This is a genomic window from Sinorhizobium sp. BJ1, from assembly GCF_002531555.1.
Taxonomy (GTDB): domain Bacteria; phylum Pseudomonadota; class Alphaproteobacteria; order Rhizobiales; family Rhizobiaceae; genus Sinorhizobium; species Sinorhizobium fredii_B.
Map to the genome: position 1 here is coordinate 112,397 of NZ_NWTH01000018.1, position 25,255 is coordinate 137,651.

The following is a 25,255-nucleotide window of genomic DNA, read 5'->3' on the forward strand; positions in this document are numbered from 1 at the left end:
AGCGGCGCCCCCTTACTGCGCTGCTGCGGCGGTGATCGCGGTCGCCGCCGGGCTTGTTTCGGACGATGCGGATAGTTGCGAAAAACTCTGCTGCTCGGCGAGCCAGGCCTGATAGTCTTCTTCGGTGTCGACGACGACGGTACCCCGCATCTGCGGGTGGCCGACGCCGCAGAGCTCCGCGCAAAGGATTTCGAAGGTTCCCGTGCGCGTCGGGGTGAGCCAGAAATAGGTCACCATGCCAGGGATCATATCCATCTTGGCGCGGAATTCCGGCACGTAGAAGTCGTGCAGGACATCGACGGAGCGGAGCAGCACCTTGACCGGCTTGCCGATGGGAAGGTGAAGCTCGCCGCCCTCGATGATCAGATCGTCGAGGCTGGCTGCGTCATTCCGGTTGAGGCCGAGCGTGTTTTCGGGGGTGATGTCGCGTGTCTCGCTCGTGCCTAGCCGCCCGTCGGCGCCGGGAAGCCGGAAGCTCCAGAGCCATTGCTGGCCGATCACCTCCACTTCGGAAGCGCCATGCGGGACGGTGATGAACTGGTTCCAGACGAACAGACCGGGCGCCAACATCGCGGCGACGCCAAGCGTGGTGCTCGTTGCCAGCCAGCCTTCGAGTTTCCTGTTTTCGGGTTCATAGGCGGCAGTGTTGCCGGGTCGATGGCGAAACCGCAGAACGCAATAGGCCATGAACAGGACCACGGCGGTAAAGGCAATGCCGGTGATCCAGAAGGTTATGATGATGGTATTGTCGATGTAATTCCAGTTGGAGGCGATAGGGGTCCACCACCAAGGACTCAACAAATGGAACAACACTGATCCGGCGGCCAACAGAACCAGAGCCACTACAACCGCCATTTTCTGTCCCTCCCCGCCGTGATCAGCCGTGAGACGAATACACAATCCGCAGCGTTCCGATCAGAATTATTGCACGAACGGATAATACTGGCAAATCATCGGAAAGACGTGAAAATCCCTCTTCCCGAGGGATGCTCCTATTTGGGGTGTTGCTTGAGATAGGCGATCACGTTGGCGATCTCCTCGTCCTTCTTGAGCCCGGGAAAGACCATTTTTGTGCCTTTGATCTTCGCCTTCGGATTGCGGAGATAGTCGCTCAAAGTCGCCTCGTCCCAGACGAGCCCGCCCTTACCCGCCTCGACCATGGCTTGTGAATACTTAAAGTCCGCATGAGTGCCGGCAGTCCTGCCGATGACACCCATGAGCGACGGCCCGACCTTGTTCTGGTCCTTGTCGACGACGTGGCAGGCGGTGCATTTCTTGAAGACGGTGGCTCCGGCGTCAGCATCGCCCTCCTGGGCATGGCCGGCAACCGGACAGAGAAAGAGTGCCGAAAAAGATAGGGCAACAACAGCAATTCGCATCATACTTCCCCAGTTTCGCCCGGCGCGGCGCAAGGAAGAGTGTCGTCAAATCATGGCTTTGGCGGTTTTTGCTTCACTTAAAGGAATGGCGCACCGGGGCGGTTGATACTTGCGACAGAAAAGAAGCTAGTCCTCGCCGGAAAGAAGTCAATTGCTCCTTCCGGGTAGGCGGTCGGGGCGGGCCTCTCCCCGCCGCCGTGCCGACGCTGCGTCAGACGCGGTTACCCTCGCCGTCGAAGAAATGCAGATTGTGCGCGGGAAAGTGGACCGGGATCGTACCGGAGGCCGTCAAAAACGAGCGATCATTGGTGAATGCCTTGAAGCCCGCGCGGCCGAGCGAGAGATGCAGGATGATGCCGAAGCCGGTCGGCTCGACCAGATCGACGGTCGCAAGCAGTGTCTCCGGCCCATGCCCGGCAAGCACGATGTGCTCCGGGCGGATGCCGAGCGTCGCCTTGGCATTGTTCGCAACCGGTGCGGGCGAGTCGAGCGGAATGCTAATTTCGTCGGCAATCTCGAACAACGGCCTTTCGCCGGCATGATAGGCGCCCGCGAAAAAGTTCATGCCGGGCGATCCGATGAAACCAGCGACGAAGAGATTGGCGGGGCGATCATAGAGGTCGAGGGGGCTGCCGACCTGCTGAACGACGCCGGCATTCATGGCGACGATGCGGTTGGCAAGCGTCATCGCCTCGATCTGATCATGCGTCACGTAAATGGAGGTGGCGCCGAGATCCTTGTGCAGCTTCTTGATCTCGGCGCGCATCTGCTCGCGCAGGCGGGCATCGAGGTTGGAGAGCGGCTCGTCGAAAAGGAAGGCTTTCGGCTGCCGCACGATAGCGCGGCCCATGGCGACGCGCTGCCGCTGGCCGCCGGATAGCGCTCTCGGTCGGCGCTCCAGCAGGGGGTCGAGGCCCAGCTTGGCAGCCGCACCCGTTACCACCGTTGCGATCCTCTCCTTCGGCGTCTTGCGAAGCCTGAGGCTGTAGCTCATGTTCTTTTCGACCGACATATGCGGATAAAGCGCATAGGACTGGAAGACCATGGCGATGTCGCGGTCCTTCGGCGCAAGCTCATTGACCCGCTTGCCGGCAATGCGGATCTCGCCGGCGGTCACGCTTTCGAGCCCGGCGATCATCCGCAGCAGTGTCGACTTGCCGCAGCCGGACGGGCCGACGAGCACGACGAATTCGCCATCGCGGATCTTGAGGTCGACATCATGCAAGACCGGGTGGATGCCGTAGGATTTCTGGATGTTGGCGATGTCGATGGAAGCCATGGGTAATCAGCCTTTCACCGCGCCGGCCGTGAGGCCCTGGACGAGATAGCGTTGAATGAGCAGGAAAAAGAGGCAGGCCGGGATCAGTGCCAGCACGCCGGCGGCCATCATCTGACCGAAGTCGACCGAGAATTTCGAGACGAAGGACAGAAGCCCAACCGGGAACGTCGCCTGCTCGTTGCCGGAGATCAGCATCAGCGAGAAGAGCAATTCGCTCCAGGCGGCGGTGAAGACGAAGCCGAGCGTGGCGGCGATGCCCGGCAGCGTCAACGGCAGGATGATCTGGCGGAAGGCGACGAACTGCGTGGCGCCGTCGATCATCGCCGCCTCTTCCAGATCCTTGGGAATGCCGTCGAAGAACGACTGCATCAGGAAGGTGGCGAACGGCACGTTGAAGGCGCTGTAGACGATGACGAGGCCGGTCAGGCTGTTGGTCAGCCCGAGCGGCGAAAGGATCTTAAAGATCGGCGCGACGAGCATCACCAGCGGAAACATCTGCGTTAGCAGCATCAGCGTCACCAGCCAGTATTTACCGCGGAAGCGGAAGCGCGACAGCGCATAGCCGGAAAGCGAGGCAAGGATCGTCACGACGATTGCCGTCGACCCGGAGACGATCAGGCTGTTGCGGAAGAAGACCGGGAAGGCGCTATGCCTCAGCACGAAATCGAAATGGTCGAGGCTGGCGCGCGACGGCCAGAGGCGGATGCCTTCGGAATAGAGCAGGTCGTTGGGCGTCACCGCCACCTTGAGCAGCCAGAAGAGCGGAAAGAGCGCAAAGGCGATATAGGCGAGGATGGCCATGCGGTGCGCGACGGTGAGGAGGGCTGATTTGGCGCGCAACGGTTCAATCCTTGCTCAACAGCCACTGTCTCAGAATGACGATCAGCAGCGAATAGGCCAGCAGCAGCGCCAGGAGCACCAGGGCGATCGCCGAGGCGTAGCCAAAATCGAGCCGCTTGAATGCCTGAGTGAAAATGTAGCTCGCAACGATCTGCGTGCGGTCGGCCGGGCCGCCATTGGTCATGACGATGATGAGATCGGCGAAATTCGAAATCCAGACGGTGCGCAAGAGGATGGTGATGGCGATCGTCGGCGCCAGGAAGGGAAGCGTGATCGATAGAAAGCGCTGGAAGGCTCCGGCTCCGTCGATGCTCGCCGCTTCGTAGAGGTCGCGCGGGATCGCCTGCAGCGCGGCCAGCAGGGTGATCGCGAAAAAGGGAATGCCCCACCAGATATTGGCGATAATCGGCCCCCACATGGCGAGCTGCGGATCGGAGAGGATGTTGGCCGGCTGGCTCATCAGCCCGAGCGCGTAGAGCCAGTGCGGCAACGGGCCGACGACGGGATTGAAGAGCCAGGCCCAGTTGAGGCCGGCAAGGAAGCTCGGCACCGCCCAGGGCAGGAAAACGAGCGCCTGGGCGATGGCGCGGCCGCGAAACGGCTTGTCGAGCAGCAGAGCCAGGACTAGGCCGAAGGCAAACTGAAGGAGGACGGACGCACCTGTCCACCAGAGGGTATTGCGCAGCGAGCGGAAAAATGCCTGATCCTGCGACAGCGCCCGGAAATGATCGAGCCCGACGAAAGCACCCGAGAAAGGATTAAGGAGCTGGATGTCGCGGAAGGCATAGGAGACGCCGAGCACGAGTGGGACGAGCATGACAGCGACGATCAGGATCAGTGCCGGTGCGCTGTAAAGATAAGGCGCGGAGGCATCCGCGATGCGCCTCATCAGCGGCGGACGAATTGCAGGCAGGCCATCATGGCGTGCGGCATAGGCCATCGGTCGAAATTTCCCCTTTTTGACCGCCGTTATCGATCGGCGTGCCTGCTTGTCGTTCTTAGTTGGACCGGCGGGGGCGCGAACCACCGCCGGTGCCGATCTTACTTCTTGTTCGCCAGGTGTTTCTGCTGCGCCTTGGTCAGGTAATCGGCCCACTGATTGGCGAGTTCTTCCGGCGTGATGTCGCCGAGCAGCGCTTCCTGGGTCGTCTTGATCGCCAGCGAATCCTTGAAGAAGGCGAATTCCTCGAGGTAGGTTGGCATGACGGTCAGCACGACGTCCTTGTCGGCAAGTTCATCGAACCAGCCCTTGAATTGCGGGCTCGCGTAGAAGGGGTCCTTCTCGGCCGACTTGTGGACCGGCAGCGCCCCGGTGCGCTTGTTCCACTCGATGTTGCCTTCCGGACCTTCGAGCGTTTCGATGAGTTTCCAGGAGAGGTCCTTGTTCTGGCTTGCGGCGAGCATCGACCAGCCGGCGAAGCCGATCGTTGTGAAGGCCTTGCCGCTCGGGCCCTTCGGCATGGTGGTGACGCCGAAGTCCTCCGGCTTCATGCGCTGGGCAATGGCGATCAGCGCATCCGGGTCCTGGTCGAGGAAGGCACAGGTGCCGCTATAGAAGCCGGCAACGATTTCGTTGAAGCCCCAGTTGACGCTATCCTTCGGCGCGAGCCCCTTCCTGTAGAGATCGATGACCCATGTCAGGCCCTTGATCCAGCCTTCGCTGTTCATGGTCGAGGTGCCGTCCTCGTTGAAGAACTTGTTGTCACCGGCCATGGTGGCGCCGAACATCACCCAGCCATTGAGGCCGCCCGGACCGCCGCGCAGGCAGTAGCCGTATTTCCCCGGCAGCTTGGAGACCGCTTCGGACGCTTTGACGAAGTCGTCCAACGTCTTCGGCGGCTCGCCGACGCCCGCTTCGGAGAGCAATTTCTTGTTGTAGAACATCGCCCGGAGATAGAAGCCGTAGGGCAGCATATAGGCGGTGTCGTTGACGTCGCGGCCGAGTTCCAGCGCGCGCTCGGTGAGGCCCGGCGTATGCTCCCATTTGGCGAGGTAGGGCTCGAGGCTCTCGAGCATGCCGTTATTGGCGTAAAGCGACAGCCAGGTATCCGGCATCTCCATCACGTCCGGGATTTCGCCGGCCGAGACCATTGTGGCGAATTTCTGGAAGGCTTCGCCCCAGGGCAGCGAGATGATCTCGACGGTGGTGCCGGGATTCGCCGCCTCGAATTTGGCGACGATCGACTTCAGCGTTTCGGTGCGCTCGGGGCTGGTGATGACCTCGACGAGCTTCAGCTTGGTATCGGCAAGTGCGCTGCCGGCCATCAACGTGGCGAGCAGGGTGGCCGTGATAAGCTTCCTCATTTTTGTTCCCTCTTTTCTTGACGGTTGATCGATTGTCTTAAGCGCGGGATGCGGGCGGAAAACGCTTGCACTTTGCCTCATCCCGCCTTGTCAGCCTGATGAAGCGGCGTCGAGCGCCGCTTCGAGATCGCTCCAGAGGGCCTCCGTTCCCTCCAGGCCGACATGGAGCCGTACCGACCGCGGAGAAATGCCGAAGGCGGCCGCGGAATTGGGTTGGGCTTTCTGCGCCAGAACGACTTTGCCCGGCACGATGAGGCTTTCGTGGCCGCCCCAGGACACGCCGAGCTTGAAGAATTGCAGATGATCGGCGAAGTGGCGCACGTCGACGCCCTCGCGAAAGATGAAGGAGAACAGGCCGGACGTGCCGAATAGCCCCGGCGGCAGGTGATTGCCGAGGCCCGGATGGCAGACCGTTTCGACCAGCGGATGCTCCTGCAGACGGCGGGCGACCGCGAGCGCCGAACGCTCATGCGCCTTCATCCGGATCGGCAGGGTGCGAAGTCCGCGGATCAACAGCCAGGCGTCGAAGGGCGAGAGCTTGCCGCCGAGATAGGGATAGGCTTCGGACCGGATGCGGCCGATCAGTTCCTTCGATCCTGCAACGACACCGGCGACGACATCGCTATGGCCACTTAGATATTTCGAGGCCGAGTGGATGACCAGATCGACACCGAGCGAAATCGGCTGCTGGAACACCGGGCTCGCCCAGCTGTTGTCGATGACGGTGACGATGTCCTCAGATTTGGCGAGCCCCGCGAGGGCTGCCACGTCATGCGTGTCCATGACCCAACTCGTCGGGCTCTCCATGTAGAAGAGCTTGGCGCCGGGGAGGGCCTTGGCAACCGCCTCCTCGTCGCGCCCATCGACATAGGTCACTTCGACGCGCATGCGCTTCAGATGCGTGCCGAACAGCCGGAACGCATCGGGATAGAGATGCTTCACGGCAACGATGCGGTCGCCCGGCTCGACGAAGGACAGCACGGTGGAGGAGATCGCCGACATGCCGCTGGCAAAGCCGATGGCATCCTCGGCGCCCTCCAGGTTCGCCAGCATCTCCTCGAACAGCCGGACCGTCGGATTGAGGCCGCGGGTATAGATCGGCCGGACGCGCTCGCCCCGGTAGGAGGCGATCATCTCGTCATAGTCCTTGAAGGTGAACAGCGAGGTCTGGACGATCGGCGGAACGACGGCGTCGAAGGCATGGCCCTCGTCATGGGCGGTGATCAGCGAGGCTCTATCGAACGGATCGAGGCCGTCATTCATTGGGACATTTCCTTGATGTCTTCCTCGACGACGGCGAGGATTTTCAACGTCTCTTCCCGGGCGGAATCCGGATCCTGCGAGGCGATCGCGTCGAAGAGGGTTCGATGATAGGGAAACGACCGCCGCGCGAAGTCCGGGCGGTCGAAGGGTTTTTCCCAGAAGCGCTCGAAGGCCTCGCGCATCTGCTCGAGCAATTGGCGGAAGAGCGGATTGTGCGTCGCGTCGTAGATTGCCAGGTGGAAGGCGAGGTCCTCCGGTCCGGAGGTGCCCTTGGCAAGGTGAACGCGCTCCATCTCATCGAGCTTCGTTTCGATGTTGACGAGGTCGCTTTCGGTGCGACGGCGGGCGGCGACCATGCCGGCCTCGACTTCGATGCCGCGCCGGACCTCGAGTGTCTGCAGCAGGGCGTCGCGAAGATGGCGGGTGTCGAGCGTCAGCGGCATGTGGATCGTCGCACCGGAAATGGCGCGCAACAGATAGGTGCCGCTGCCCTTGCGCGCTTCGACGACGCCGAGCGCCTGAAAATGGCTGATGACTTCACGCACCGTGGATCGGCCGACGGCGAGCGCCGCCATCAATTCGCGCTCGGCCGGCAGCCGATCGCCAGGTCTTAAGCCCGATCGCTGAACATAGTCGGCGAGAGCGGAAATCACCTGCTGCACCCGATCCACCGGGGGCAGGGGCAGCAGCATCGCTTTCTCCGGCTCGGGCATCCGCAAGCTCCAAATTGGTCTGACATCTGAGCAATATGCAGCCGCGGCGCCGCATGGTCAAGCGGCAAGAATTGCGATATGCCTGCTGCTGACAAAGGCCTCACGACACGCAGGAATCCATAGGGTGAGCGTCACGAAGTCCTATGCCGGCGACGGCAGCCATCCGGCGAGCTACTACGCCGCCACCCGCAACATCATCCGCACGCCGGTCAATCTCGAAGGGCGGGTCGACACCGACATCTGCGTCGTCGGCGCCGGCTATACCGGCCTGTCGACGGCCATTCATCTCGCCGAGAAAGGTTACAGGGTCACCGTGGTCGAGGGCGCCCAGGTGGGTTGGGGCGCCTCCGGACGCAACGGCGGCCAGATCGTCAACGGCCTCAATGCCAGCCTGGCGTCCATCCAGCGTCGCTTCGGAGAGGATGCGGCCCGCTTCATCGGCGGCCTTGTCCAGGAAGGCGGGCGGATCATTCGCCGGATCGTCAGCCGATTTCGGATCGACTGCGACCTGAAATCCGGCAACATCTATGCCGCCTATACCGGCGCCCATATGAAGGAACTCGAGGCCAAGCAGGCGCTCTGGCGCAAATACGGGATGGACGACCACCTGCTGCTCGACCGGGAGGCGCTGCGCAAGCTCGTAAATTCCGAAGCCTATTGCGGCGGCATGCTCGACATCACCGGCGGCCATATGCACCCCCTCAATCTGGTGCTCGGCGAGGCGCGCGCCTTCGAGAGCCTCGGCGGCACCATCTATGAGATGTCGCCGGTAACCCGAGTCGATCGCAAGGCGGCGCGGCCGACCGTCCATACCAGGGAGGGCGAAGTTTCAGCGCGCATCGTGGTGCTCTGCGGCAATGCCTATCTTGGTGACGCGGTGCCCGAGCTCGTTTCGCGCGTCATGCCGGTCTCGACGCAGATGATCACCACGGCACCACTCGGCGAAGAGCTCGCCGAGACGCTGATCCCGAGCGATATGTGCGTCGAGGACGTGCGCTACATCCTCGACTATTTCCGGCTTTCGGCCGACAAGCGGATGATCTTCGGCGGCGGCACGGTCTATGGCGGCACCGATCCGGCCGACGTGGTGGCGAAACTCAGGCCCAATCTCGAAAAGGTCTTCCCGCGCCTCAAGGGCGTGAAGATCGACTATGCCTGGAGCGGCAACTTCGCGCTCTCCTTCACGCGCGTGCCGCAGATGGGCCGGATCGGCTCCAACACCTATTTCGCCCACGGCTATAGCGGTCATGGGGTGACCGGATCGCATCTTTTCGGCCGTACCCTTGCGGAGGCGATCGACGGCGACCAGTCGCGCTTCGACATGTTCGAGAAGCTTCCCTGGTATCCCTTCCCGGGCGGCCGGATGTTCCGGGCGCAGTATTCGACGATCGGTTCCTGGTGGTATTCTTTCAAGAATGCCGTCGGTTGGTAGTTCTGCTGCCGATACCGGGGTGGTGGGTGCGGGTTCTTTCTTCAAATCGATACCGCTCTCTGCGATGATGCGCTAGTATTTCGGCCGCGGACGGCTCGATCGTCCGCTGATATGTGCGCCGGACGGGAGCACAGATTTTGTCATTCGCGTGGATCTCAACAGAAGAAAATTGCGGGACTGAGCTTCGAACGGGCCGCTGACCCGCGATGCCGCCGCTGGAGGGCTGCCGGCGCTCGCGGCGCGGAGCGTCAGTGTCACGAAAATCGCAGTCGGGGAGGTCGAACATGTTCATCCGCTTCGGTTATGAGATTGGCATCGATTGTCCGCATGCGACGCCGATGATGACGTTTTTGTCCGTCGCCAAGGAACGGCGGGATGCGATTGTGCGGGAGCGAGGTCCCGTCGCTTCGCCGCTCGTTCCGATGGAGGAGATCACCGACCCGCATGGGAACAGCTGCATGCGCATGGTTCTGCCCGAAGGTGACACCAGGCTTAGCTACGACGCGGTGATCAGCGATGACGGCCGGCTCGACGTCTCGGATCCTCTGGCCGAGGCGTTGCCGGTGGAAAGGCTGCCTCCCAATTTGCTGCCCTATCTATGCGCCAGCCGCTATTGCGAGACCGATCGCCTGAGCGCGCTTGCCTGGCGGCTCTTCGGCGACGTTCCGGCGGGCTGGCAACGGGTGCAGGCCATCTGCGACTATGTGCATGACCGGCTGGTCTTCAGCTACGGCTATGCGCAGGCGATGCGCACGGCGCTCGAAGCGCATGAGGATCGGCTGGGCGTCAGCCGCGACTACGCCCACCTTGCGGTCGCTCTCTGCCGCTGCATGAACATGCCGGCCCGCTACGTCCACGGCTACATGGCCGACATCGGGGTCCCCGACAGCCCGGCGCCGATGGATTTCAACGCCTGGTTCGAGGTGTTCCTCGGCGACCGCTGGTACACGTTCGATGCCAAGAACAACGCGCGGCGGGCCGGCCGGATTCCCGTCGCTCGCGGCCGAGATGCAGCAGACGTCCCGTTGATTCAGACCTTCGGCAAGCATCGGCTGACCCACTTCACCGTCTGGACCTCCGTCGAGGTCGACGGCCGGCTCAGTCGGTCGCATCGCACCGCCGAGGTGTCGCTGCTGACCCCCTGGTTCAGCGAGACGTGGTCGCGCCATCTGCAGGAACGCGACCGCGAGCCGCACTGACGGCGCAGTCCGGGAACGGATTTTTCCCGCCTTGGGCGATCCGCGGAAAATAATATCTACAAACTTAATCGAGAATATAGGAGAACAGGAGTATAGGCCAACGCCAGCAGCGGAGAGATAAAATGAACGCGACAAAGGCGATGACCCACTCCCGCTACGCGTTCCATGTGACGCAATCCACCAGGCGCTTGCCAGTCAATCTCATCCCCCACACGATCGCCATCGTGGCGGCGTTCAGCTTCCTTTCGGCCGTCGTCATCGGCGCCATCTGACGGCGCCCGGACTTCTCCCCGAAGTCTTTTGCACTCAGTCGGGGCCCACTGCGCCACCGTCTCCCATGACGCCATTAACGGGCTCGCAAACGCGACATCGCACCCCTTGCAGGGCGTATCGCTGCGTCGTAGCGTGCCTCGGCCACGCAACTCGATGCGCAGATCGACTCGTAGATCGACTCCAAGACTCGTGTACGGTGAACGTCGTCGCGAGAGTATCGGAAGTCGCTCCGCGCTCATCGTGCACCGACCGCCCCGGCGACCATCCGGCGTCCGGTCCGCCGGGAAACCACACTTTGACGGGAGGGAGAGAGCACATGCTCGACAAACGCAAGTTCTACATCAACGGCGAGTGGGTCGAACCGGCAGCACAGAACGACCTCTACGTGCTCAATCCTGCGACCGAAAAGCCGATCGCCGCCATCTCCCTCGGAACGGCAGTCGATATCGGTCGCGCCGTTGCGGCCGCCAAGAAAGCCTTTGCGAGCTACAGCCGGACCAGCTTGGAGGAGCGGTTGGCGCTCCTCGAAAAGCTGCTGGCGATCTACAAACGCCGCTACGACGAGATGGCCGACACGATCACCGCGGAACTCGGCGCGCCGAAAACCATGAGCCGGGAGCAACAGGCCGATGTCGGCGTCGGCCACCTTGAGGGCTACATCGACGCGCTGAAGCGACTGAAGCTGCGCGAAAAGCTGCCGAACGGCGACACGCTGATGCGCGAGCCGATCGGCGTCTGCGGCTTGATTACCCCGTGGAACTGGCCCATCAACCAGATTGCTCTCAAGGTGGTGCCGGCGTTGGCGACCGGCTGCACCTGCGTTTTGAAACCGAGTGAGTTCACGCCGCTCAATGCCATGCTTTATGCGGAGATGATCGACGAGGCGGGTTTCCCGCGCGGCGTCTTCAATCTCGTGAATGGCGACGGTGTTCACGCGGGCGCAGCACTATCGAAGCACAAGGACATCGACATGATGTCGTTCACCGGCTCGACGCGCGCCGGCATCGCCGTCAGCAAGGATGCCGCCGATACGGTCAAGCGCGTCACGCTGGAACTTGGCGGCAAGTCGCCGAATATCGTCTTCGCCGATGCCGATCTCGATGCGAGGGTGACCGCCAGCGTCCTCGAATGCTTCAACAATTCCGGTCAGTCCTGCGATGCGCCGACCCGTATGCTGGTGGAGCGCAGCGTCTATGAAGATGTGGTCGCGATCGCAAGGCGCGTCGGCCGGGAGGCGACGGTCGGCGACCCGACCAAGGAAGGCGCCCATATCGGTCCGCTCGTCAGCCACATCCAGTACGAGCGGGTGCAGGCGCTGATCGAGGCGGGTATTGCCGAGGGTGCGCGCCTCGTCGTCGGCGGCGCCGGCAAGCCGGAAGGCTTCGACACCGGTTATTTCGTCAAACCGACGATCTTCGCCGATGTCGACAACTCGATGCGGATCGCCCGCGAGGAGGTATTCGGGCCGGTGCTGTCGATCATCCCCTTTGACACGGAGGAGGAATCGATCGCAATCGCCAACGACACGAGCTACGGGCTTGCTGCCTATGTGCAGACCGGCGACCAGGAGCGCGCCGAACGGGTCGCGGCGCGGCTGCGCGCCGGCATGGTGCATATCAATGGCGGACCGCATCGCTACGGGAGCCCGTTCGGCGGCTACAAACAGTCGGGCAACGGCCGCGAGGGTGGCACCTTCGGCCTCGAGGACTTCCTCGAGGTGAAGACGGTGCATCTGCCGGACGCGGCCTGAGCGCCGTTTGGAGCTTGGCGGCTACAACTTTTCGTGCGGCGGCCGCCGATGATCGCCTTTTTGGCGAATTCAGGCTGTTGTCCGATCCGACGTTCTGATAGCTGGCGTAGCGGCGCCCTCAAGGCGCTCCTTCCCAGCCTTCGGATATCGCCGTGAACCAAGCCGTCAGTTCCGCCTCCTCCCAACAGTCCCTGGCCATGGCCGCACTGCTCGTCGGCGGTGTCGCCATAGCCGGATCGCCGATTTTCGTCAGGCTTTCGGAAGTGGGGCCGATGGCGACGGCCTTCTGGCGTGTGGCACTGGCGCTGATCCCGCTTCTTGCTTGGTCGTGGCTTCGCAAGGATGCGGCCGCCGACCGGCGCCCGGAGCGCTTGTCCGACTATGCTCTGCTCATCCTGCCGGGCGTCTTCCTCGCCATCGACCTCGGGGCGTGGCACCTCTCCCTCACCATGACGTCTGTGGCAAACGCGACGCTGCTGGCCAATCTTGCGCCAGTGTTCGTGACGCTTGCGGGCTGGGCCTTGTTCCGCTCTCCCGTGAGCGGAATTTTCGGAGCGGGCCTAGCCACGGCCATCGTGGGTGTCGTGGTTCTGAAGGGCGGGCCCGCCGCCCTTGGCGGCGGCGACCTGGCCGGCGATGGTATCGCGATAGTCGCCGCCATGTTCTATGCGGGCTATATTCTTGCGATCGGGCAACTGCGCAGCCGCTTCAGCACCAACCGCATCATGATCTGGAGCACCGCGTCGGCGGCCCTCTGCATATTGCCGATGACGCTGCTGACCGAGCCGGCGCTGTTTCCGCCGAGCGCCTTCGGCTGGGCGATGCTCGTCGGTCTCGCCTTCGTCAGCCACGCCGGCGGGCAGGTGGCGATCACCTATGCGCTCGCCTATCTGCCGCCGGCCTTTTCATCGCTGACGCTGCTCGTGCAGCCGGTCGTGGCTGCGGTGCTCGCCTGGGTGTTGCTGAGCGAGCCTGTGGGTCTCATGCAGGCAACCGGCGGCGCGATCGTGCTCATCGGCATCCTGATCGCCCGCCGCGGTTAAATCTACCTAAAGCGCGACGCCGCGCTTTAGGTTTGTTTCAACGCATGTCGTCGTCCCAAAACCGCTGCACACCTTTGGGCGACATGCATCAGATGCCCGGCAGTTCAAATCCCGCGAGCCGCTCTTCCAGCTTTCTGATCGTCGGCACATCGGCATTGGCGAAGGCAAAGCGCAGATAGCTTTCCTGGCCCGCGCCGAAATAATCGCCCGGCAGGCAGACGACGCCGGCAAGCTTTGCCAGCTTCTCGGCGACGAATTGCGAGTCGATGTCGCGGAACGGGTGGCGGACATAGGCGAAATAGGCGCCGACCGCCTGCAGCTTCCATTGCGGCAGGCGGCCCATCACGTCCTTCAGCGCGTTGGCGCGGGCGGTGATCTCGGCGCGGTTGGCGAGCCGCCAGTCGGTGAGCGCCGGGATGGCCTTGGCGACGGCGGCCTGGGCCGAGCGCGGCGCGCAGATCTGCAGGTTGTCCATGATCTTCGTCACCTGCTCGACGACCGCCTGCCCGGCAGTGATCGCGCCGAGCCGGTGGCCGGGGATGCAGAAGGACTTGGAGAAGCTGTAGAGGCCTATGAAGCCGTCCTGCCAGCCCTTGGTCTGGAGCAGGCGATGCGGTGCGACCGTGGCGTCGGACAGGAAGTCGCGATACGTCTCGTCGAGGATGAGCCAGGTGCCGTTCGCCCGGCAGGCGTCGTAGATGCGCTGGAGCAGATCGGCCGGGTAGACGGCGCCAGTCGGATTGTTCGGGGAGACGAGGACGAGCGCGCGAACGCCCGGCCGAAGTGCTGCGGCGATGGTCTCGACTTCGGGCAGGAAGCCGGCGCCGGCATCGCACGGTGCGAGCTCGACATTGATGCCGAGCATCGCCAACGTCGTTTCCTGGTTGAAGTAATAGGGATTGGTCATCAGCACCGTCTCGCCGGCGCTTGCGATCGCCATGGCGGCACAGATGAAGGCCTGGTTGCAGCCGGAGGTGATGTGAATGTTGTCGCTGGTAATTGGGGCACCGTAGAGCGCCGCCACCTGGTCTGCATAGGCGCTGCGCAGTTCGGTCTCGCCTTCGATCGGGCCATAGCCGGTATAGGCAGGCGAGGCGGCCGCCTCGCCAAGCCATTTGAGCATATCCGGATGGGCGGGATAGCCGGGAACCGCCTGCGAGAGGTCGATCAGCGGCCCCTTTGCCCCGTCATAGGCCTTCGCCCAGGCCAGCACCGAGGGGACCGGCGGCGGCGAGAGCTTTGCGATGAGCGGATTGAGGTGGGGCATCGAGCGTTTCCTGTTGTTGGCGAGCGGCGCCTGTGGCGCCTGCTTTATGACTTGGTCTTGCGCTTTTGCGGGCTTTCCACGCGCCGGCTGCGGGGTGACGAAACTGGTTGAAAGCTGCCCGCTGCCGACTTGCGATCGTTATCTTCCGGTCTGGATATGCGGGAGCGGATGATCGTGCGGGCGGAGGTCTGAAGCTCCGGCATCGGATCGCTCTCGAGCGCCGCAAACAGCCAGTCGATGAAGACGCGGACGATCGGTGCGGCGCGCACCTCGTTGCGGCAGGCGACGAAAAAAGCGTCGTTGGCCGGCACTGTCAGGTCGAATGGCGCGATCAATTCGCCGCGGGCGATCAGGCTGCCGGCGGTGATGGTATCGCCGAGCGCCACGCCCTGATTGTGGAGTGCGGCTTCGGTCGACAGCCGTGCGTCGCTCATGAAGTGTTGGCGGCCGCGCTGAAGGTCGGTCGCGTCGGCGGCGGCCAGCCAAGTGTTCCACTCGCGGCCGTCATCGCCATGCAGCATCACATGGTCGCGCAGATCCCGGATCGAGCGCAGCGGCCGCATGTTGAGGAGCGTCGGGCTGACCACGGGAAACAGCTCCAGCCGGCTCCAGAGCCTGACCCAGCAGTCTCCCCAATTGCCATCGCCATAGAGGAGGCAGACATCGACGTCCGGAAAGTGGAGATGTGCCTCGTCGTTGGAGGCGACCAGCGTCAGCTGCACGTCGGGAAATTGCTCGGTAAACTGATGCAGGCGCGGGATCATCCAGAACGAGAGCAGTGCCGGAACACAGGTGATCCTGAGCTCGCCACTTGTCGCCGGCCGGGTCATCGCCGCCGTTGCGGCGGCGATCTCTGCAAAGGCATGGGTGACGGCCGGCAGCAGCAGCGCCCCCTGTGGCGTCAACCTCAGCCGCTTGCCGCCGCGCTCGAAGAGCGGCGCGTTGAAGGAAAGTTCGAGCGCGCGGATCTGATGGCTGATGGCGCCATGGGTGACGTTGAGCTCGCGGGCCGCCGCGGAAACCGAGCCGCGCCGGGCGGTCGCCTCGAAGGCGCGCAGCGGGTTCAAGGGGGGCAGGCGGCTCGACACGTGAGGCTCCGAAGGGTCTTAGCAATGTGAGTTTTTCTCACACGAAACGCTATAACAATGTCAATTGATTTTCCAGAGGATTTGTCACCTAATAGGTTCCAACAAGGGCAAAAGCCTGGGGAACATGATCGCGCCGGCCCGCCGGCGAAACCGCCAGTTGCGATCGGCTTCGCGACGCTTTGATCCCCGGCGACAGACATGGGAGGCTCCGGCGCATGGTCTGGGACGAGAAGAAGCTCAGCGAATTGAAGGCGAAATATGGCGAAAGCCATGGCGGAGAACTCTTCGACCCGGCCTTCCGCAAGGTCGCGGACAAGATCTTCACGAAAAGCGGCACGCGGCTCGCGCCCTATTCCGGCATCCCCACTTTTCTGACCGCGCCCTACATGCCAGTCGATGCCGACAACCCGGACTTCGGCAATCTGCAGGTAGGGATCGTCGGCATACCGATGGACCTCGGCGTCACCAACCGCCCGGGGTCCCGCTTCGGACCGCGGGCACTGCGAGCGATCGAGCGCATTGGACCGTTTAACCACGTGCTGGGCTGCGCGCCCGTTCACGATCTGCGTGTCGCGGATATCGGCGACGTTGCCTTCCAAAGCCGCTATCGGCTGGAACTCAGCCACGAAGACATCGAAAAGCGCATGAACCAGATCGTCGATGCGGGCGTCGTGCCGCTTTCGGTCGGCGGCGACCACTCGATCACTCATCCGATCCTGAAGGCGGTCGGCAAGAAGCGGCCGGTTGGTATGATCCATATCGACGCCCATTGCGACACCGGCGGCGCCTATGACCTCACCAAGTTCCATCACGGCGGCCCGTTCCGCAATGCCGTTCTCGACGGCGTGCTCGACCCTACCCGCGTTGTCCAGATCGGCATCCGCGGCTCAGCCGAATATCTCTGGGAGTTTTCCTACGAGTCCGGCATGACTGTGATCCATGCGGAGGAAGTCACTGGTCTCGGCATTCCGGCGATCATCGAGAAAGCCAAGAAGATCGTCGGCGATGGCCCGGCCTATCTGTCCTTCGACATCGACAGCCTTGACCCGAGTTTCGCGCCAGGCACCGGCACGCCGGAGGTCGGCGGCCTGACGACCCGTGAGGTGCTTGAACTGATCCGCGGTCTGAAGGGCGTCAATCTCGTCGGCGGCGACGTGGTCGAGGTCGCGCCGCAATACGATGCGACCACGAACACCGCCCATGCGGGCGCCCAGGTGCTCTTCGAAATCCTCAGCCTGATGGTCTTCAGCCCGACCGTCATCGGCAAAGGGTGAAGCGGCCGTCAGCCCGCGCCAAAGAGCCCGGGAAAGAGTATTATTCCACCGGAATGCCATAAGATTTCAACGAGAACAGGGAACGCGGCGGTAGCCGCCAAAACAAAGGAGACGTGCAATGAACATCAGTTCGATCAAGCGCCGCACACTGCTGGGGGCGGGACTTGCCGGTGCATCGATGCTGGCAATGCCCGCGGTGCTGAGAGCCCAGGACAAGTCGCTCAAGGTCGGCGTTTATGGCGGTTACTTCAAGGACTCCTTCGACAAGAACATCTTCCCGGAGTTCACCAAGGCGACGGGCATTGCGGTCGAGTCAATCGCCGAACCGACCGGTGAGGCCTGGCTGGTCCAGCTTGAGCAGGCCGCCCGTGCAGGGCAGGCACCGGCAGATGTTTCGATGATGTCGCAGGTCGCGATGCTCAAAGGTCAGGCAACCGAGCTCTGGACGCCGATCGACATGGCGAAGATCAAGGACGCCTCGAACCTCCTCGATCGCTTCGTCAACAAATATCCGGACGGCCGCGTTGCCGGCGTCGGGGCCGTCTCCTGGTACATCACGCTCGTCACCAACACCAATGTCTACAAGGAAGCGCCGACCTCCTGGACGGCCCTCTGGGATCCGGCGAACGCCGACAAGCTCGGCCTGCTGGCGCTGGTTTCGAACTCCTTCCTGCTCGAGGTGACCGCCAAGACCCACATGGGTGGCACCAATGCGCTCGACACCGAGGAAGGCATCCTGAAGGCGTTCGAGAAGCTTGCCGAAGTGAAGCCGAATGTCCGTCTCTGGTACCGCGACGAGGCGCAGTTCGAGCAGGCGCTGAAGTCGGGCGAAATCCCGATGGGCCAGTATTACCACGACGTTACGGGCTTGGCCGCGGCCGACGGTCACCCAGTTCGTTCCACCTTCCCCAAGGAAGGCGGCATCCAGGATTCCGGCTGCTGGGCACTGTCACGCGTCTCGCAGAAGTCGGAGGAGGCGCATATCTTCATCGACTATATGTGCCAGCCTGCCGTCCAGGCGACGCTGTCGCGCAAGGTCGGCACCTCGCCAACGGTCAAGCGCGAGTCGACCGACCTGACGGACAAGGAGTTTGCCGCAGTGTCGTCCGATATCGAGCCGATCGTCCCGCGCTACGACCTCTACCAGACCAAGTCGGATTGGCTGAACCAGAAATGGACGGAACTGATCGTCGGCTGATGATCGCGAGCGTCCGCCCGTTGACCGGGGCGGACTACAGCGCCGTGCGCTGTAGTCCTTTGAACGGCTGCATGGCTCAGTGCATAATCCCTTAAACCGCGTGCGGTTTAGGGATAACCTATGCCGAAACTCGAATGCTGCTGCGACCGTGGCGCTCGGATAGGCGCTGGCATCGCAGCATCTGCGCATGAAGCGCCAAAGCGGGGAACATATGTCGGGACTTGCCCTTCAGAACGTCGTCAAGGAATTCGGGGCCTTCAAGGCCGTCAACGACGTCGATCTAACGGTGCCGCATGGCACGTTCGTCTGCATGCTCGGCCCTTCGGGCTGCGGCAAGACGACCCTCCTGCGGATGATCGCAGGACTCGACCTGCCGACCTCCGGCGCCATCCGGCTCGATGGCGAGGACATCACCCGTGTGCCGACGCACAAGCGCAATCTCGGCATGGTGTTCCAGTCGCTGGCGCTCTTTCCGCATCTGACGGTCGGCGAAAACATCGCCTATCCCTTGCGCATACGCGGCGCGCCGAAGGAGGACCAGAGAAAGCGGGTCGAGGAACTCCTGTCGATGATCCATCTTTCCGGCTTTGCGGACCGCCCGATCTCCAAATTGTCTGGTGGGCAGCGCCAGCGTGTCGCGATCGCCCGGGCGCTCGCGATCTCGCCGAAGCTCTTCCTGCTCGATGAGCCGCTTTCGGCGCTCGACGCGAAGCTGCGCGAGGCGATGCAGGTGGAGCTTCGGCAATTGCAGCAGAAGCTCGGCATCACGACGATAGTCGTTACCCATGACCAGCGCGAGGCGATGACCATGGCCGACACGGTCGTCGTCATGAGCGGCGGCGAAATCCGCCAGGCGGCCTCGCCGATCGAAATCTATCGCCGGCCGGCCGACAGCTTCGTTGCCGACTTCATCGGCCAGACCAATCTGATCGAAGCGGAATCGGACGCGCGGAACCATGTGACGGTGCTCGGCCAGCCGGTGCCGGGCCTGCAATTGCCGCCCGGGGCGGCCAAGGCGACGATCTCGATCCGGCCGGAGGACGTGCACCTGACCGCACCCGGCGCCGGCGCGTTGACCGGCACGGTTAACTTCGTACGCGACCTTGGCGGCACGATCGAGACCTTTGTCGACGTTGCCGGCCGCCAGATCGTCGCCGTTTCGACGCCGCGAGCCCGGCCGGAGGTGAGGGTCGGCCAAGAGGTCGGGGTGGCGCTGACGCCAGATGTCTGCGTGGTGCTGCGCAAATGAGACGCGAACCGCCCCAGACATTCGCCGACTACTCGCCGCTCCTCTTCCCCGCGGCCATGCTCACCATCTTCTTCGTCGTGCCCTTCGGCACGATGATTGCCGTCAGTTTCTTCCAGCGCCAGCAGGGCGGCTTCTATACGCCGGCCTTCGTCTTGGACAATTACGCGCGCTTCCTTTCGGCCTTCTTCGGCGGCGTGCTCGGATTCTCGCTGATGATGGCGATCGCCGTCGCCATTTGTTGCGTGGTCTTGGCTCTGCCGTTCACCTATCTGCTGACGCGCATGGCACGAAGCGTGCAGATCGTCTGGCTGGTCGCGCTTCTCTCGATCCTCTCGCTTTCCGAGGTCATCATCGGCTTTGCCTGGTCGACGCTCTTCTCGCGCACCGCCGGCATCACCAATATCCTCGTCGCGCTCGGCCTGATGGGCGAGGCGAAGGCACTGACGCCGAGTTTTGCGGCGGTGCTGACCGGCATGGTCTACCAGGCTTTTCCCTATACGGTGCTGGTCTTGTTCCCGGCGCTCGTGCGGCTCGACCCGACGTTGACCGAAGCGGCCCGAACGCTTGGCGCCTCGCCGCTCAAGGCCTTCTTCACCGTCGTCGTGCCCGCGCTCAGGAACACCATCGTCGCGACGCTGATCATGGTCTTCATCTTCGCGCTCGGCTCCTATCTGCTGCCGCAGCTTCTCGGCCGGCCGCAGCACTGGACGCTCTCGGTGCTGATCACCGACCAGGCGATCTACCAGTCGAACATGCCCTTTGCCGCTGCGATGGCCGTGTTCCTCGTGCTGGTGACGCTTGGACTGGTGGCGCTGACGGTGATCGCCGGACGCAGAGGAGAGGCGGCATGACGTCCTTTTTCCGCAAGTTCTACTTCTTCCTGATCGCCCTTTTCCTGGCGCTGCCGCTGATCGTCGTCGCCGGCGTCTCGGTCAATCAGAAGCAGACGCTGGCCTTTCCGCCGCAGGGCTTTTCGACCTCCTGGTACGGGGAAATCTTTGTCAACCCCGAGTGGCGAAACGCGCTCCTTGCCTCGGTGACGCTTGCGGTACTCTCGGCGGCGCTCGCCGTGGCAATTGCGCTGCCGCTCGCCTGGTTCCTGTGGCGACGTGTGGCGCCGTGGGCGAATATCTTCCAGCTCCTTGGCGTCGCGCCCTTCACGCTGCCGCCGGTCATCACGGCGCTCGGGCTCCTGACCTTCTGGGCGACCGCGGGCTTCTACGGCCAGCCCTGGACGGCGGTGGTCAGTCACGCGATCTTCTTCGTGACCTTGCCGCTGGTGACGCTGTCGCTCGGCTTCACCTCGATCGATCGCTCGCTGGTGGAGGCCGCCGCAACGATGGGCGCCGACGAGCGCACCATCTTCCGCACGATCGTGCTGCCGCTGATCCTGCCCTATATCGTCTCCGGCTACGCCTTTGCCTTCGTGCTCTCGCTCAACGAATATATCGTCGCCTATATGACGGTCGGCTTCACGATGGAGACGCTGCCGATCAAGATCTTCAACGCGCTCCGCTATGGGTATACGCCGACCATGGCCTCGGTGACGGTGCTCTTCGTATCGACGGCGGCGGTCATCTTCAGTCTCGTCGCTCGCTTCGGCGACTTGCCGAAGCTGCTCGGCGCCATGGCATCCGATCAAAAATGATGAAGCTCGCGGCACTGCAGATGAAAAGCGTCGGCGGCGATATCGCCGCCAATCTCGCCCGTATCGAGGGAGCTGCCGCGGAGGCCACGGCCAAGGGGGCGACATTGCTGGTGACACCCGAACTCGGGATTACCGGCTACGGCGCGGGCGACGATATCCGTGCGCTGGCGCAACTGGCCGAAGGCTCGATTGTGCAAGCGTTGCGGCGGATCTCCCGCGACGCGGGCATCGCCATTATCGCCGGCTTTGCCGAGCGCGAAGGAGCGGCGGTCTACAACAGCGCCGTCCATCTGGACGGCGACGCCGAGCCGACGGTCTATCGCAAATCGCATCTCTATGGCGATTACGAACGGTCGCTTTTCACGCCGGAGCAGCCCTCGACGCGGCTCTTCGAGCATCGGGGTGTCCGCTGCGGCATGCTGATCTGCTACGACGTCGAATTCCCGGAAAATGTCCGCCGGCTGGCATCCGCCGGCGCCGATGTCGTGCTGGTGCCGACGGCGCTGCCGGCCGGCTGGTCGGGCACGTTCATAACCGATCACATGATCCAGACGCGCGCCTTCGAGAACCAGGTGTTCGTCGCCTATGTCAACCATTGCGGCTCCGACGCAATGTTCTCCTTCGCCGGTCTTTCATGCATTGCGTCGCCCGATGGGCAGGTCATGGCGAAAGCCAATTCTGCCGATGAGACGTTGATTTACGCTGAAATCGATCCGCAGGCCTTTGCCATTTCGCGCGCAGAGAATACCTATCTCAGGGACCTCAAAGGGGTCTGATCCCGGTCGATCGCTGTCGGGGAACAATCTGTTTCTGCGTCTCCACTTGTGGGACGCATGGCTGGAGGCCGATATTCAGCTCAACCGAAAGCCCCAGGAGGCATCCATGAGCTTGCAACTGACAGGTATCCACCATCTCACGGCCATCACCGCGAACGCGCCGGAAAACCTGCGCTTTTACACCAAGACGCTGGGGCTTCGGCTCGTCAAGAAGACTGTCAACCAGGACGACACCACCGCCTACCACCTCTTCTACGCCGACGGGAAGGCGACGCCCGGCACGGATCTGACCTTCTTCGATTGGCCGGTCGGACCGGAGGGGCGCGGCACGCACAGCATTTCCCGCACCGGGCTCCGCGTCGGCAATGCCCAAAGCGTGGAATGGTGGAAGCGTCGCTTTGACGAGCTGAATGTGGCCTCAGGCGAGATCAGCGAAATCGACGGCCGAACCTCCCTTGATTTCGAAGACGGCGAGGGCCAGCGGTTTCGACTGGTGGACGATGGCGCGCTTGTCCCGTCGCATTCCTGGGAAAGGAGCCCGGTCCCGGCCGAGCACCAGATCAAAGGCCTCGGACCAATCACCATCAGCGTGCCGGATATCACCAGCACCGCGCTGGTGCTCACCCAGGTCATGAACATGCGCGAGGCGCGTCACTATCCTTCGCCGGACGGGAATGGCGAGGTGCACGTTTTCTCGATGGGCGAGGGCGGCGCGGCGGCCGAACTCCATGTCGCGGTCCAGCCGGGGCTGCCGATCGCCCGGCAGGGAGCGGGCGCCGTCCACCATGTCGCCTTCCGGGCGCCGGACGTCGACAGGCTGCACCAGTGGACGGAGAGGCTGAAGGCCTTTCATCTGCCGTCTAGCGGCGAAGTGGAGCGCTACTATTTCCGGTCGCTCTATTTCCGCGAGCCGAACGGCATCCTGTTCGAGATCGCAACGGACGGACCCGGCTTTGCCGTCGACGAGCCGCTGGAGTCGCTCGGGGAAAGCCTGTCGCTGCCGCCCTTCCTGGAGCCGAAGCGGGCGCAGATCGAGGCCAGGCTAAAGCCGCTGGAATAGGGTGGCGCCCGCGTGCTACGGCCGACACGCGAGAATCGAAAGCCGGTGAGATCGCCGGCTTTCCTTTTGTCTTCATGCTCCTAGTTCAGATGACAAAAGGAATCTCCGCAACCGCACGAACCGGAGGATGCTCTTAATCCATGTCCAAACTTCTCGGCATATCGGGGAGCCTGCGCAAGGCCTCCTTCAACACCGGACTGCTCAACGCGGCGAAAGCAGTCGCGCCTGAGGGGGTCGAGTTCGAGACTGCGACCCTGCACGGCATTCCGCTCTATGACGGGGATGTGGAGGCCGAAAGCGGCGTACCGGCCCCGGCGGAAGCACTGAAGCGGAAGATCATCGCCGCCGACGGTGTGATTCTCTTCACGCCGGAATACAACAATTCGGTTCCCGGCGTTTTCAAGAATGCCATCGACTGGCTGAGCCGCCCGCCTGCCGACATTCGCAAGGTGTTCCGGGGCCGGCCGTTCGCAGTCGCCGGCGCTTCGCCGAGCAAGTTCGGCACGATACTCAGCCAGAACGCCTGGCTCGCCGTGATGCGGACGCTCGGCGCCGAGCTTTGGTCGGGCAAGCGGCTGATGGTGCAGAATGCGGACACGCTTTTCGACGGCGAAGGGCAACTGACCGACGAAGAAACCCGCGAGCGGCTGCGCGCCTTCGTTGAGGCCTTTGCAGATTATGTGGCAACGATGAAATAGAGCGGGGCCGAGGCTCCGCTGAATAGCTCCGAAAGGCCAGGCGACGGGCACGAGTTCGGTGATCGCCGCCTGGATCGTGGACGGACGTTAGATCAACAGAAAATCGCCGGCATTGAAACTGCCGAGACTCCCCAGCAGCTTGATGTTGTCGAATTCTGCCACCAGCACTGCGCCGCCGGCCGCGCTCGGTTTGGAGTCGTAGTAAACCGCAGCGTGGCCGAGATCCGTATTGTGGAAGACGAACAGGGCACCCGTCGTAATGTTGGTGTAGCTGTTGATGGCGTTCTGGAAGCTTGTTGAACCTCCATCGGTCACACTGGCATCCGTTTTCACGGCGATCTCCGTGCGGGCAAAATTGATCGTTGCGTTGTTCCCCGCCTTAAAATTCTCCACGGTCGTATTGTTGTTACCGAGCGAGAATTCGTTGGCTCCGGTCCCCACGTCGAAGCGCAACATATCGGCAGTCGTGGAGCTCGTTCCCGCATCGAAATCGGCTACATGGTTCGTTGTACTTCCAATATTTCGGAAAACAAATGTGTCGTCGCCGGCTCCGCCGGCCAGGGTGTTGTTGCCTGCGCCGCCATCGACCAAGTCTCTTCCGGCGCCCCCGTTCAGGGTGTCATTCCCCGTGCCGCCAATAAGCCAGTCGTTGCCCCCGCCGCCGCTCAGCGCGTCATTGCCGGCACCGCCGACGAAAATGTCATCTCCGGATCCCCCCGTGGCCGTTATCGTATCAACTTGGTTCAAGCCGAAGGCGATGATCGTTTCACTGTTGTCAATGAACGAAACGGAGTTCACGCCAGAGGTCCCGATCCAGAGCCTCACGCCGGTCGAGGTTGACTGATTGCCGGCCGAGTCTGTTGCCACAACGCTGAACATTTTGTCAGCGCCGTTGAGGTCGGTTGAAACGACGAGCTCGCCGGTGGCTGCGTTCAGGCTCAAACCGTTGGGTGTGCCACCTGCAAAGCTGTATGTTACCGTGTCGCCCGCATTGGGATCGCCTGCGGAGAAAGTCCCAAGGAGCGTGCCTAAGAGAAGTTTGTTGCCATCGTCCCCGCTCACCGCGCCTGGGTTGAAAGCAAAGGCGGGAGCCTCCGGAGCTTGGTTGGTCGGCGGATTGACCGTAATCGCCACCGTATCCATATCGCTTGCCAAGCCGTCCGACGTGACCACCGTCAACGTGTCGGCGCCGCTGTAATTGGTATTGCTGAGATAGCTCAGCGTAACCAGCGCGGCATTGACCTGGGCAAGGGTCCCGCTGATTGTCACCGTGTTCGTGCCGTTATTGTTCACGGTGAAGCCGCCTTCGGTTCCGACCGTCAGTTTGCCGCTGGAAACGGAGAGAGTCGTGGTCACATTGTCCCTGTCTACATCGGCCACGGCGACACCGGTAATTGCGGTCGCGGTGTTGGAGCCAACTGTCTGGGAGTCTGGTACTGTGTTGACCGGGGCGTCGTTGGCGCCGGTGATGGTGATGGTGGCGGTTTGCGCCACCGCACCGCCGTGGCCATCGATGATGTTG

At 62.8% G+C, this 25,255-nt stretch carries 24 protein-coding genes; 13 read left to right on the plus strand and 11 right to left on the minus strand.

The window, feature by feature from the left end:
• Window positions 1-12 precede the first annotated feature (12 nt).
• From CO676_RS21585 to CO676_RS21620, 8 genes are all read right to left on the minus strand, one after another.
• Entirely contained in the window at window positions 13-855 is an 843-nt protein-coding gene (locus CO676_RS21585) for a cytochrome c oxidase subunit II (RefSeq protein ID WP_097522571.1), read from the minus strand.
• 137 nt (window positions 856-992) lie between these two features.
• Entirely contained in the window at window positions 993-1,379 is a 387-nt protein-coding gene (locus CO676_RS21590) for a cytochrome c family protein (RefSeq protein ID WP_097522597.1), read from the minus strand.
• Window positions 1,380-1,590: 211 nt separating this feature from the next.
• Window positions 1,591-2,658 (minus strand): sn-glycerol-3-phosphate ABC transporter ATP-binding protein UgpC, encoded by a 1,068-nt coding sequence (gene ugpC / locus CO676_RS21595; protein WP_097522572.1) that lies wholly within the window; start codon window positions 2,656-2,658, stop codon window positions 1,591-1,593.
• Between the two features lie 6 nt (window positions 2,659-2,664).
• Window positions 2,665-3,459 (minus strand): carbohydrate ABC transporter permease, encoded by a 795-nt coding sequence (locus CO676_RS21600; RefSeq protein ID WP_048657511.1) that lies wholly within the window; start codon window positions 3,457-3,459, stop codon window positions 2,665-2,667.
• Between the two features lie 43 nt (window positions 3,460-3,502).
• Window positions 3,503-4,438, minus strand: coding sequence for a sugar ABC transporter permease (locus tag CO676_RS21605; protein ID WP_014765627.1), 936 nt, complete (start codon window positions 4,436-4,438; stop codon window positions 3,503-3,505).
• A 101-nt stretch (window positions 4,439-4,539) separates the two neighbouring features.
• The gene (locus CO676_RS21610) at window positions 4,540-5,802 is read right to left on the minus strand and encodes a sugar ABC transporter substrate-binding protein (RefSeq protein ID WP_014765626.1); all 1,263 of its coding nucleotides are present in this window, start codon (window positions 5,800-5,802) and stop codon (window positions 4,540-4,542) included.
• A gap of 90 nt (window positions 5,803-5,892) precedes the next feature.
• A complete protein-coding gene (locus tag CO676_RS21615; protein ID WP_097522573.1) occupies window positions 5,893-7,065 on the minus strand; it encodes a PLP-dependent transferase in 1,173 nt (390 codons plus the stop codon).
• A complete protein-coding gene (locus CO676_RS21620) occupies window positions 7,062-7,778 on the minus strand; it encodes a FadR/GntR family transcriptional regulator (protein WP_097522574.1) in 717 nt (238 codons plus the stop codon). The genes CO676_RS21615 and CO676_RS21620 overlap by 4 nt, the downstream gene beginning before the upstream one ends.
• A gap of 124 nt (window positions 7,779-7,902) precedes the next feature.
• Between CO676_RS21620 and CO676_RS21625 the strand changes: the two genes are divergently transcribed.
• From CO676_RS21625 to CO676_RS21645, 5 genes are all read left to right on the plus strand, one after another.
• The gene (locus CO676_RS21625) at window positions 7,903-9,210 is read left to right on the plus strand and encodes an FAD-binding oxidoreductase (protein WP_097522575.1); all 1,308 of its coding nucleotides are present in this window, start codon (window positions 7,903-7,905) and stop codon (window positions 9,208-9,210) included.
• 284 nt (window positions 9,211-9,494) lie between these two features.
• Window positions 9,495-10,409: a transglutaminase family protein gene (locus CO676_RS21630; protein WP_097522576.1), complete on the plus strand. Its 915-nt coding sequence runs from the start codon at window positions 9,495-9,497 to the stop codon at window positions 10,407-10,409.
• Between the two features lie 122 nt (window positions 10,410-10,531).
• Window positions 10,532-10,681, plus strand: coding sequence for a hypothetical protein (locus tag CO676_RS21635; protein ID WP_041414610.1), 150 nt, complete (start codon window positions 10,532-10,534; stop codon window positions 10,679-10,681).
• Window positions 10,682-10,998: 317 nt separating this feature from the next.
• Window positions 10,999-12,432: an aldehyde dehydrogenase family protein gene (locus CO676_RS21640; protein ID WP_097522577.1), complete on the plus strand. Its 1,434-nt coding sequence runs from the start codon at window positions 10,999-11,001 to the stop codon at window positions 12,430-12,432.
• A gap of 197 nt (window positions 12,433-12,629) precedes the next feature.
• Complete coding sequence (locus tag CO676_RS21645; protein WP_097522578.1) at window positions 12,630-13,475, plus strand: DMT family transporter; 846 nt, start codon at window positions 12,630-12,632, stop codon at window positions 13,473-13,475.
• A gap of 88 nt (window positions 13,476-13,563) precedes the next feature.
• Here the strand turns inward: CO676_RS21645 and CO676_RS21650 are convergent, their stop codons facing one another.
• Together CO676_RS21650 and CO676_RS21655 are read right to left on the minus strand one after the other, a co-directional pair.
• Window positions 13,564-14,742: an aminotransferase gene (locus CO676_RS21650; RefSeq protein ID WP_097522579.1), complete on the minus strand. Its 1,179-nt coding sequence runs from the start codon at window positions 14,740-14,742 to the stop codon at window positions 13,564-13,566.
• A 44-nt stretch (window positions 14,743-14,786) separates the two neighbouring features.
• Entirely contained in the window at window positions 14,787-15,830 is a 1,044-nt protein-coding gene (locus tag CO676_RS21655; protein ID WP_097522580.1) for a LysR substrate-binding domain-containing protein, read from the minus strand.
• 215 nt (window positions 15,831-16,045) lie between these two features.
• Here CO676_RS21655 and speB point away from each other — a divergent pair, with 215 nt between their 5' ends.
• From speB to CO676_RS21695, 8 genes are all read left to right on the plus strand, one after another.
• Window positions 16,046-17,104 carry an agmatinase gene (gene speB, locus CO676_RS21660; RefSeq protein WP_014765617.1) on the plus strand — a complete coding sequence of 353 codons (1,059 nt, stop codon included), beginning with the start codon at window positions 16,046-16,048 and terminating at the stop codon, window positions 17,102-17,104.
• 118 nt (window positions 17,105-17,222) lie between these two features.
• Window positions 17,223-18,302 carry an ABC transporter substrate-binding protein gene (locus CO676_RS21665; RefSeq protein ID WP_097522581.1) on the plus strand — a complete coding sequence of 360 codons (1,080 nt, stop codon included), beginning with the start codon at window positions 17,223-17,225 and terminating at the stop codon, window positions 18,300-18,302.
• A 211-nt stretch (window positions 18,303-18,513) separates the two neighbouring features.
• Window positions 18,514-19,551 carry an ABC transporter ATP-binding protein gene (locus CO676_RS21670; RefSeq protein ID WP_097522582.1) on the plus strand — a complete coding sequence of 346 codons (1,038 nt, stop codon included), beginning with the start codon at window positions 18,514-18,516 and terminating at the stop codon, window positions 19,549-19,551.
• Window positions 19,548-20,402, plus strand: coding sequence for an ABC transporter permease (locus CO676_RS21675; RefSeq protein WP_097522583.1), 855 nt, complete (start codon window positions 19,548-19,550; stop codon window positions 20,400-20,402). Before CO676_RS21670 ends, CO676_RS21675 begins: the two co-directional genes overlap by 4 nt.
• A complete protein-coding gene (locus CO676_RS21680) occupies window positions 20,399-21,199 on the plus strand; it encodes an ABC transporter permease (protein ID WP_097522584.1) in 801 nt (266 codons plus the stop codon). The genes CO676_RS21675 and CO676_RS21680 overlap by 4 nt, the downstream gene beginning before the upstream one ends.
• Window positions 21,196-21,975, plus strand: coding sequence for a carbon-nitrogen hydrolase family protein (locus tag CO676_RS21685; protein WP_097522585.1), 780 nt, complete (start codon window positions 21,196-21,198; stop codon window positions 21,973-21,975). Before CO676_RS21680 ends, CO676_RS21685 begins: the two co-directional genes overlap by 4 nt.
• 106 nt (window positions 21,976-22,081) lie before the next feature.
• Window positions 22,082-23,035, plus strand: coding sequence for a ring-cleaving dioxygenase (locus CO676_RS21690; RefSeq protein WP_097522598.1), 954 nt, complete (start codon window positions 22,082-22,084; stop codon window positions 23,033-23,035).
• Between the two features lie 140 nt (window positions 23,036-23,175).
• Entirely contained in the window at window positions 23,176-23,733 is a 558-nt protein-coding gene (locus CO676_RS21695; RefSeq protein ID WP_097522586.1) for an NADPH-dependent FMN reductase, read from the plus strand.
• An 87-nt stretch (window positions 23,734-23,820) separates the two neighbouring features.
• Here the strand turns inward: CO676_RS21695 and CO676_RS34655 are convergent.
• Window positions 23,821-25,255, minus strand: a 1,435-nt coding sequence (locus CO676_RS34655) for a hypothetical protein (protein ID WP_144340175.1), incomplete at its 5' end; no start/stop codon positions are given.

Excerpts from the sequence above, each read along its gene's own strand:
- CO676_RS21585 (WP_097522571.1), bottom strand. The coding sequence starts at position 855 with ATGGCGGTTGTAGTGGCTCTGGTTCTGTTGGCCGCCGGATCAGTGTTG.
- CO676_RS21590 (WP_097522597.1), bottom strand. The coding sequence starts at position 1,379 with ATGCGAATTGCTGTTGTTGCCCTATCTTTTTCGGCACTCTTTCTCTGT.
- ugpC (WP_097522572.1), bottom strand. The coding sequence starts at position 2,658 with ATGGCTTCCATCGACATCGCCAACATCCAGAAATCCTACGGCATCCAC.
- CO676_RS21600 (WP_048657511.1), bottom strand. The coding sequence starts at position 3,459 with ATGGCCATCCTCGCCTATATCGCCTTTGCGCTCTTTCCGCTCTTCTGG.
- CO676_RS21605 (WP_014765627.1), bottom strand. The coding sequence starts at position 4,438 with ATGGCCTATGCCGCACGCCATGATGGCCTGCCTGCAATTCGTCCGCCG.
- CO676_RS21610 (WP_014765626.1), bottom strand. The coding sequence starts at position 5,802 with ATGAGGAAGCTTATCACGGCCACCCTGCTCGCCACGTTGATGGCCGGC.
- CO676_RS21615 (WP_097522573.1), bottom strand. The coding sequence starts at position 7,065 with ATGAATGACGGCCTCGATCCGTTCGATAGAGCCTCGCTGATCACCGCC.
- CO676_RS21620 (WP_097522574.1), bottom strand. The coding sequence starts at position 7,778 with ATGCCCGAGCCGGAGAAAGCGATGCTGCTGCCCCTGCCCCCGGTGGAT.
- CO676_RS21630 (WP_097522576.1), top strand. The coding sequence starts at position 9,495 with ATGTTCATCCGCTTCGGTTATGAGATTGGCATCGATTGTCCGCATGCG.
- CO676_RS21635 (WP_041414610.1), top strand. The coding sequence starts at position 10,532 with ATGAACGCGACAAAGGCGATGACCCACTCCCGCTACGCGTTCCATGTG.
- CO676_RS21640 (WP_097522577.1), top strand. The coding sequence starts at position 10,999 with ATGCTCGACAAACGCAAGTTCTACATCAACGGCGAGTGGGTCGAACCG.
- CO676_RS21645 (WP_097522578.1), top strand. The coding sequence starts at position 12,630 with ATGGCCGCACTGCTCGTCGGCGGTGTCGCCATAGCCGGATCGCCGATT.
- CO676_RS21650 (WP_097522579.1), bottom strand. The coding sequence starts at position 14,742 with ATGCCCCACCTCAATCCGCTCATCGCAAAGCTCTCGCCGCCGCCGGTC.
- speB (WP_014765617.1), top strand. The coding sequence starts at position 16,046 with ATGGTCTGGGACGAGAAGAAGCTCAGCGAATTGAAGGCGAAATATGGC.
- CO676_RS21665 (WP_097522581.1), top strand. The coding sequence starts at position 17,223 with ATGAACATCAGTTCGATCAAGCGCCGCACACTGCTGGGGGCGGGACTT.
- CO676_RS21670 (WP_097522582.1), top strand. The coding sequence starts at position 18,514 with ATGTCGGGACTTGCCCTTCAGAACGTCGTCAAGGAATTCGGGGCCTTC.
- CO676_RS21675 (WP_097522583.1), top strand. The coding sequence starts at position 19,548 with ATGAGACGCGAACCGCCCCAGACATTCGCCGACTACTCGCCGCTCCTC.
- CO676_RS21680 (WP_097522584.1), top strand. The coding sequence starts at position 20,399 with ATGACGTCCTTTTTCCGCAAGTTCTACTTCTTCCTGATCGCCCTTTTC.
- CO676_RS21685 (WP_097522585.1), top strand. The coding sequence starts at position 21,196 with ATGATGAAGCTCGCGGCACTGCAGATGAAAAGCGTCGGCGGCGATATC.
- CO676_RS21690 (WP_097522598.1), top strand. The coding sequence starts at position 22,082 with ATGAGCTTGCAACTGACAGGTATCCACCATCTCACGGCCATCACCGCG.
- CO676_RS21695 (WP_097522586.1), top strand. The coding sequence starts at position 23,176 with ATGTCCAAACTTCTCGGCATATCGGGGAGCCTGCGCAAGGCCTCCTTC.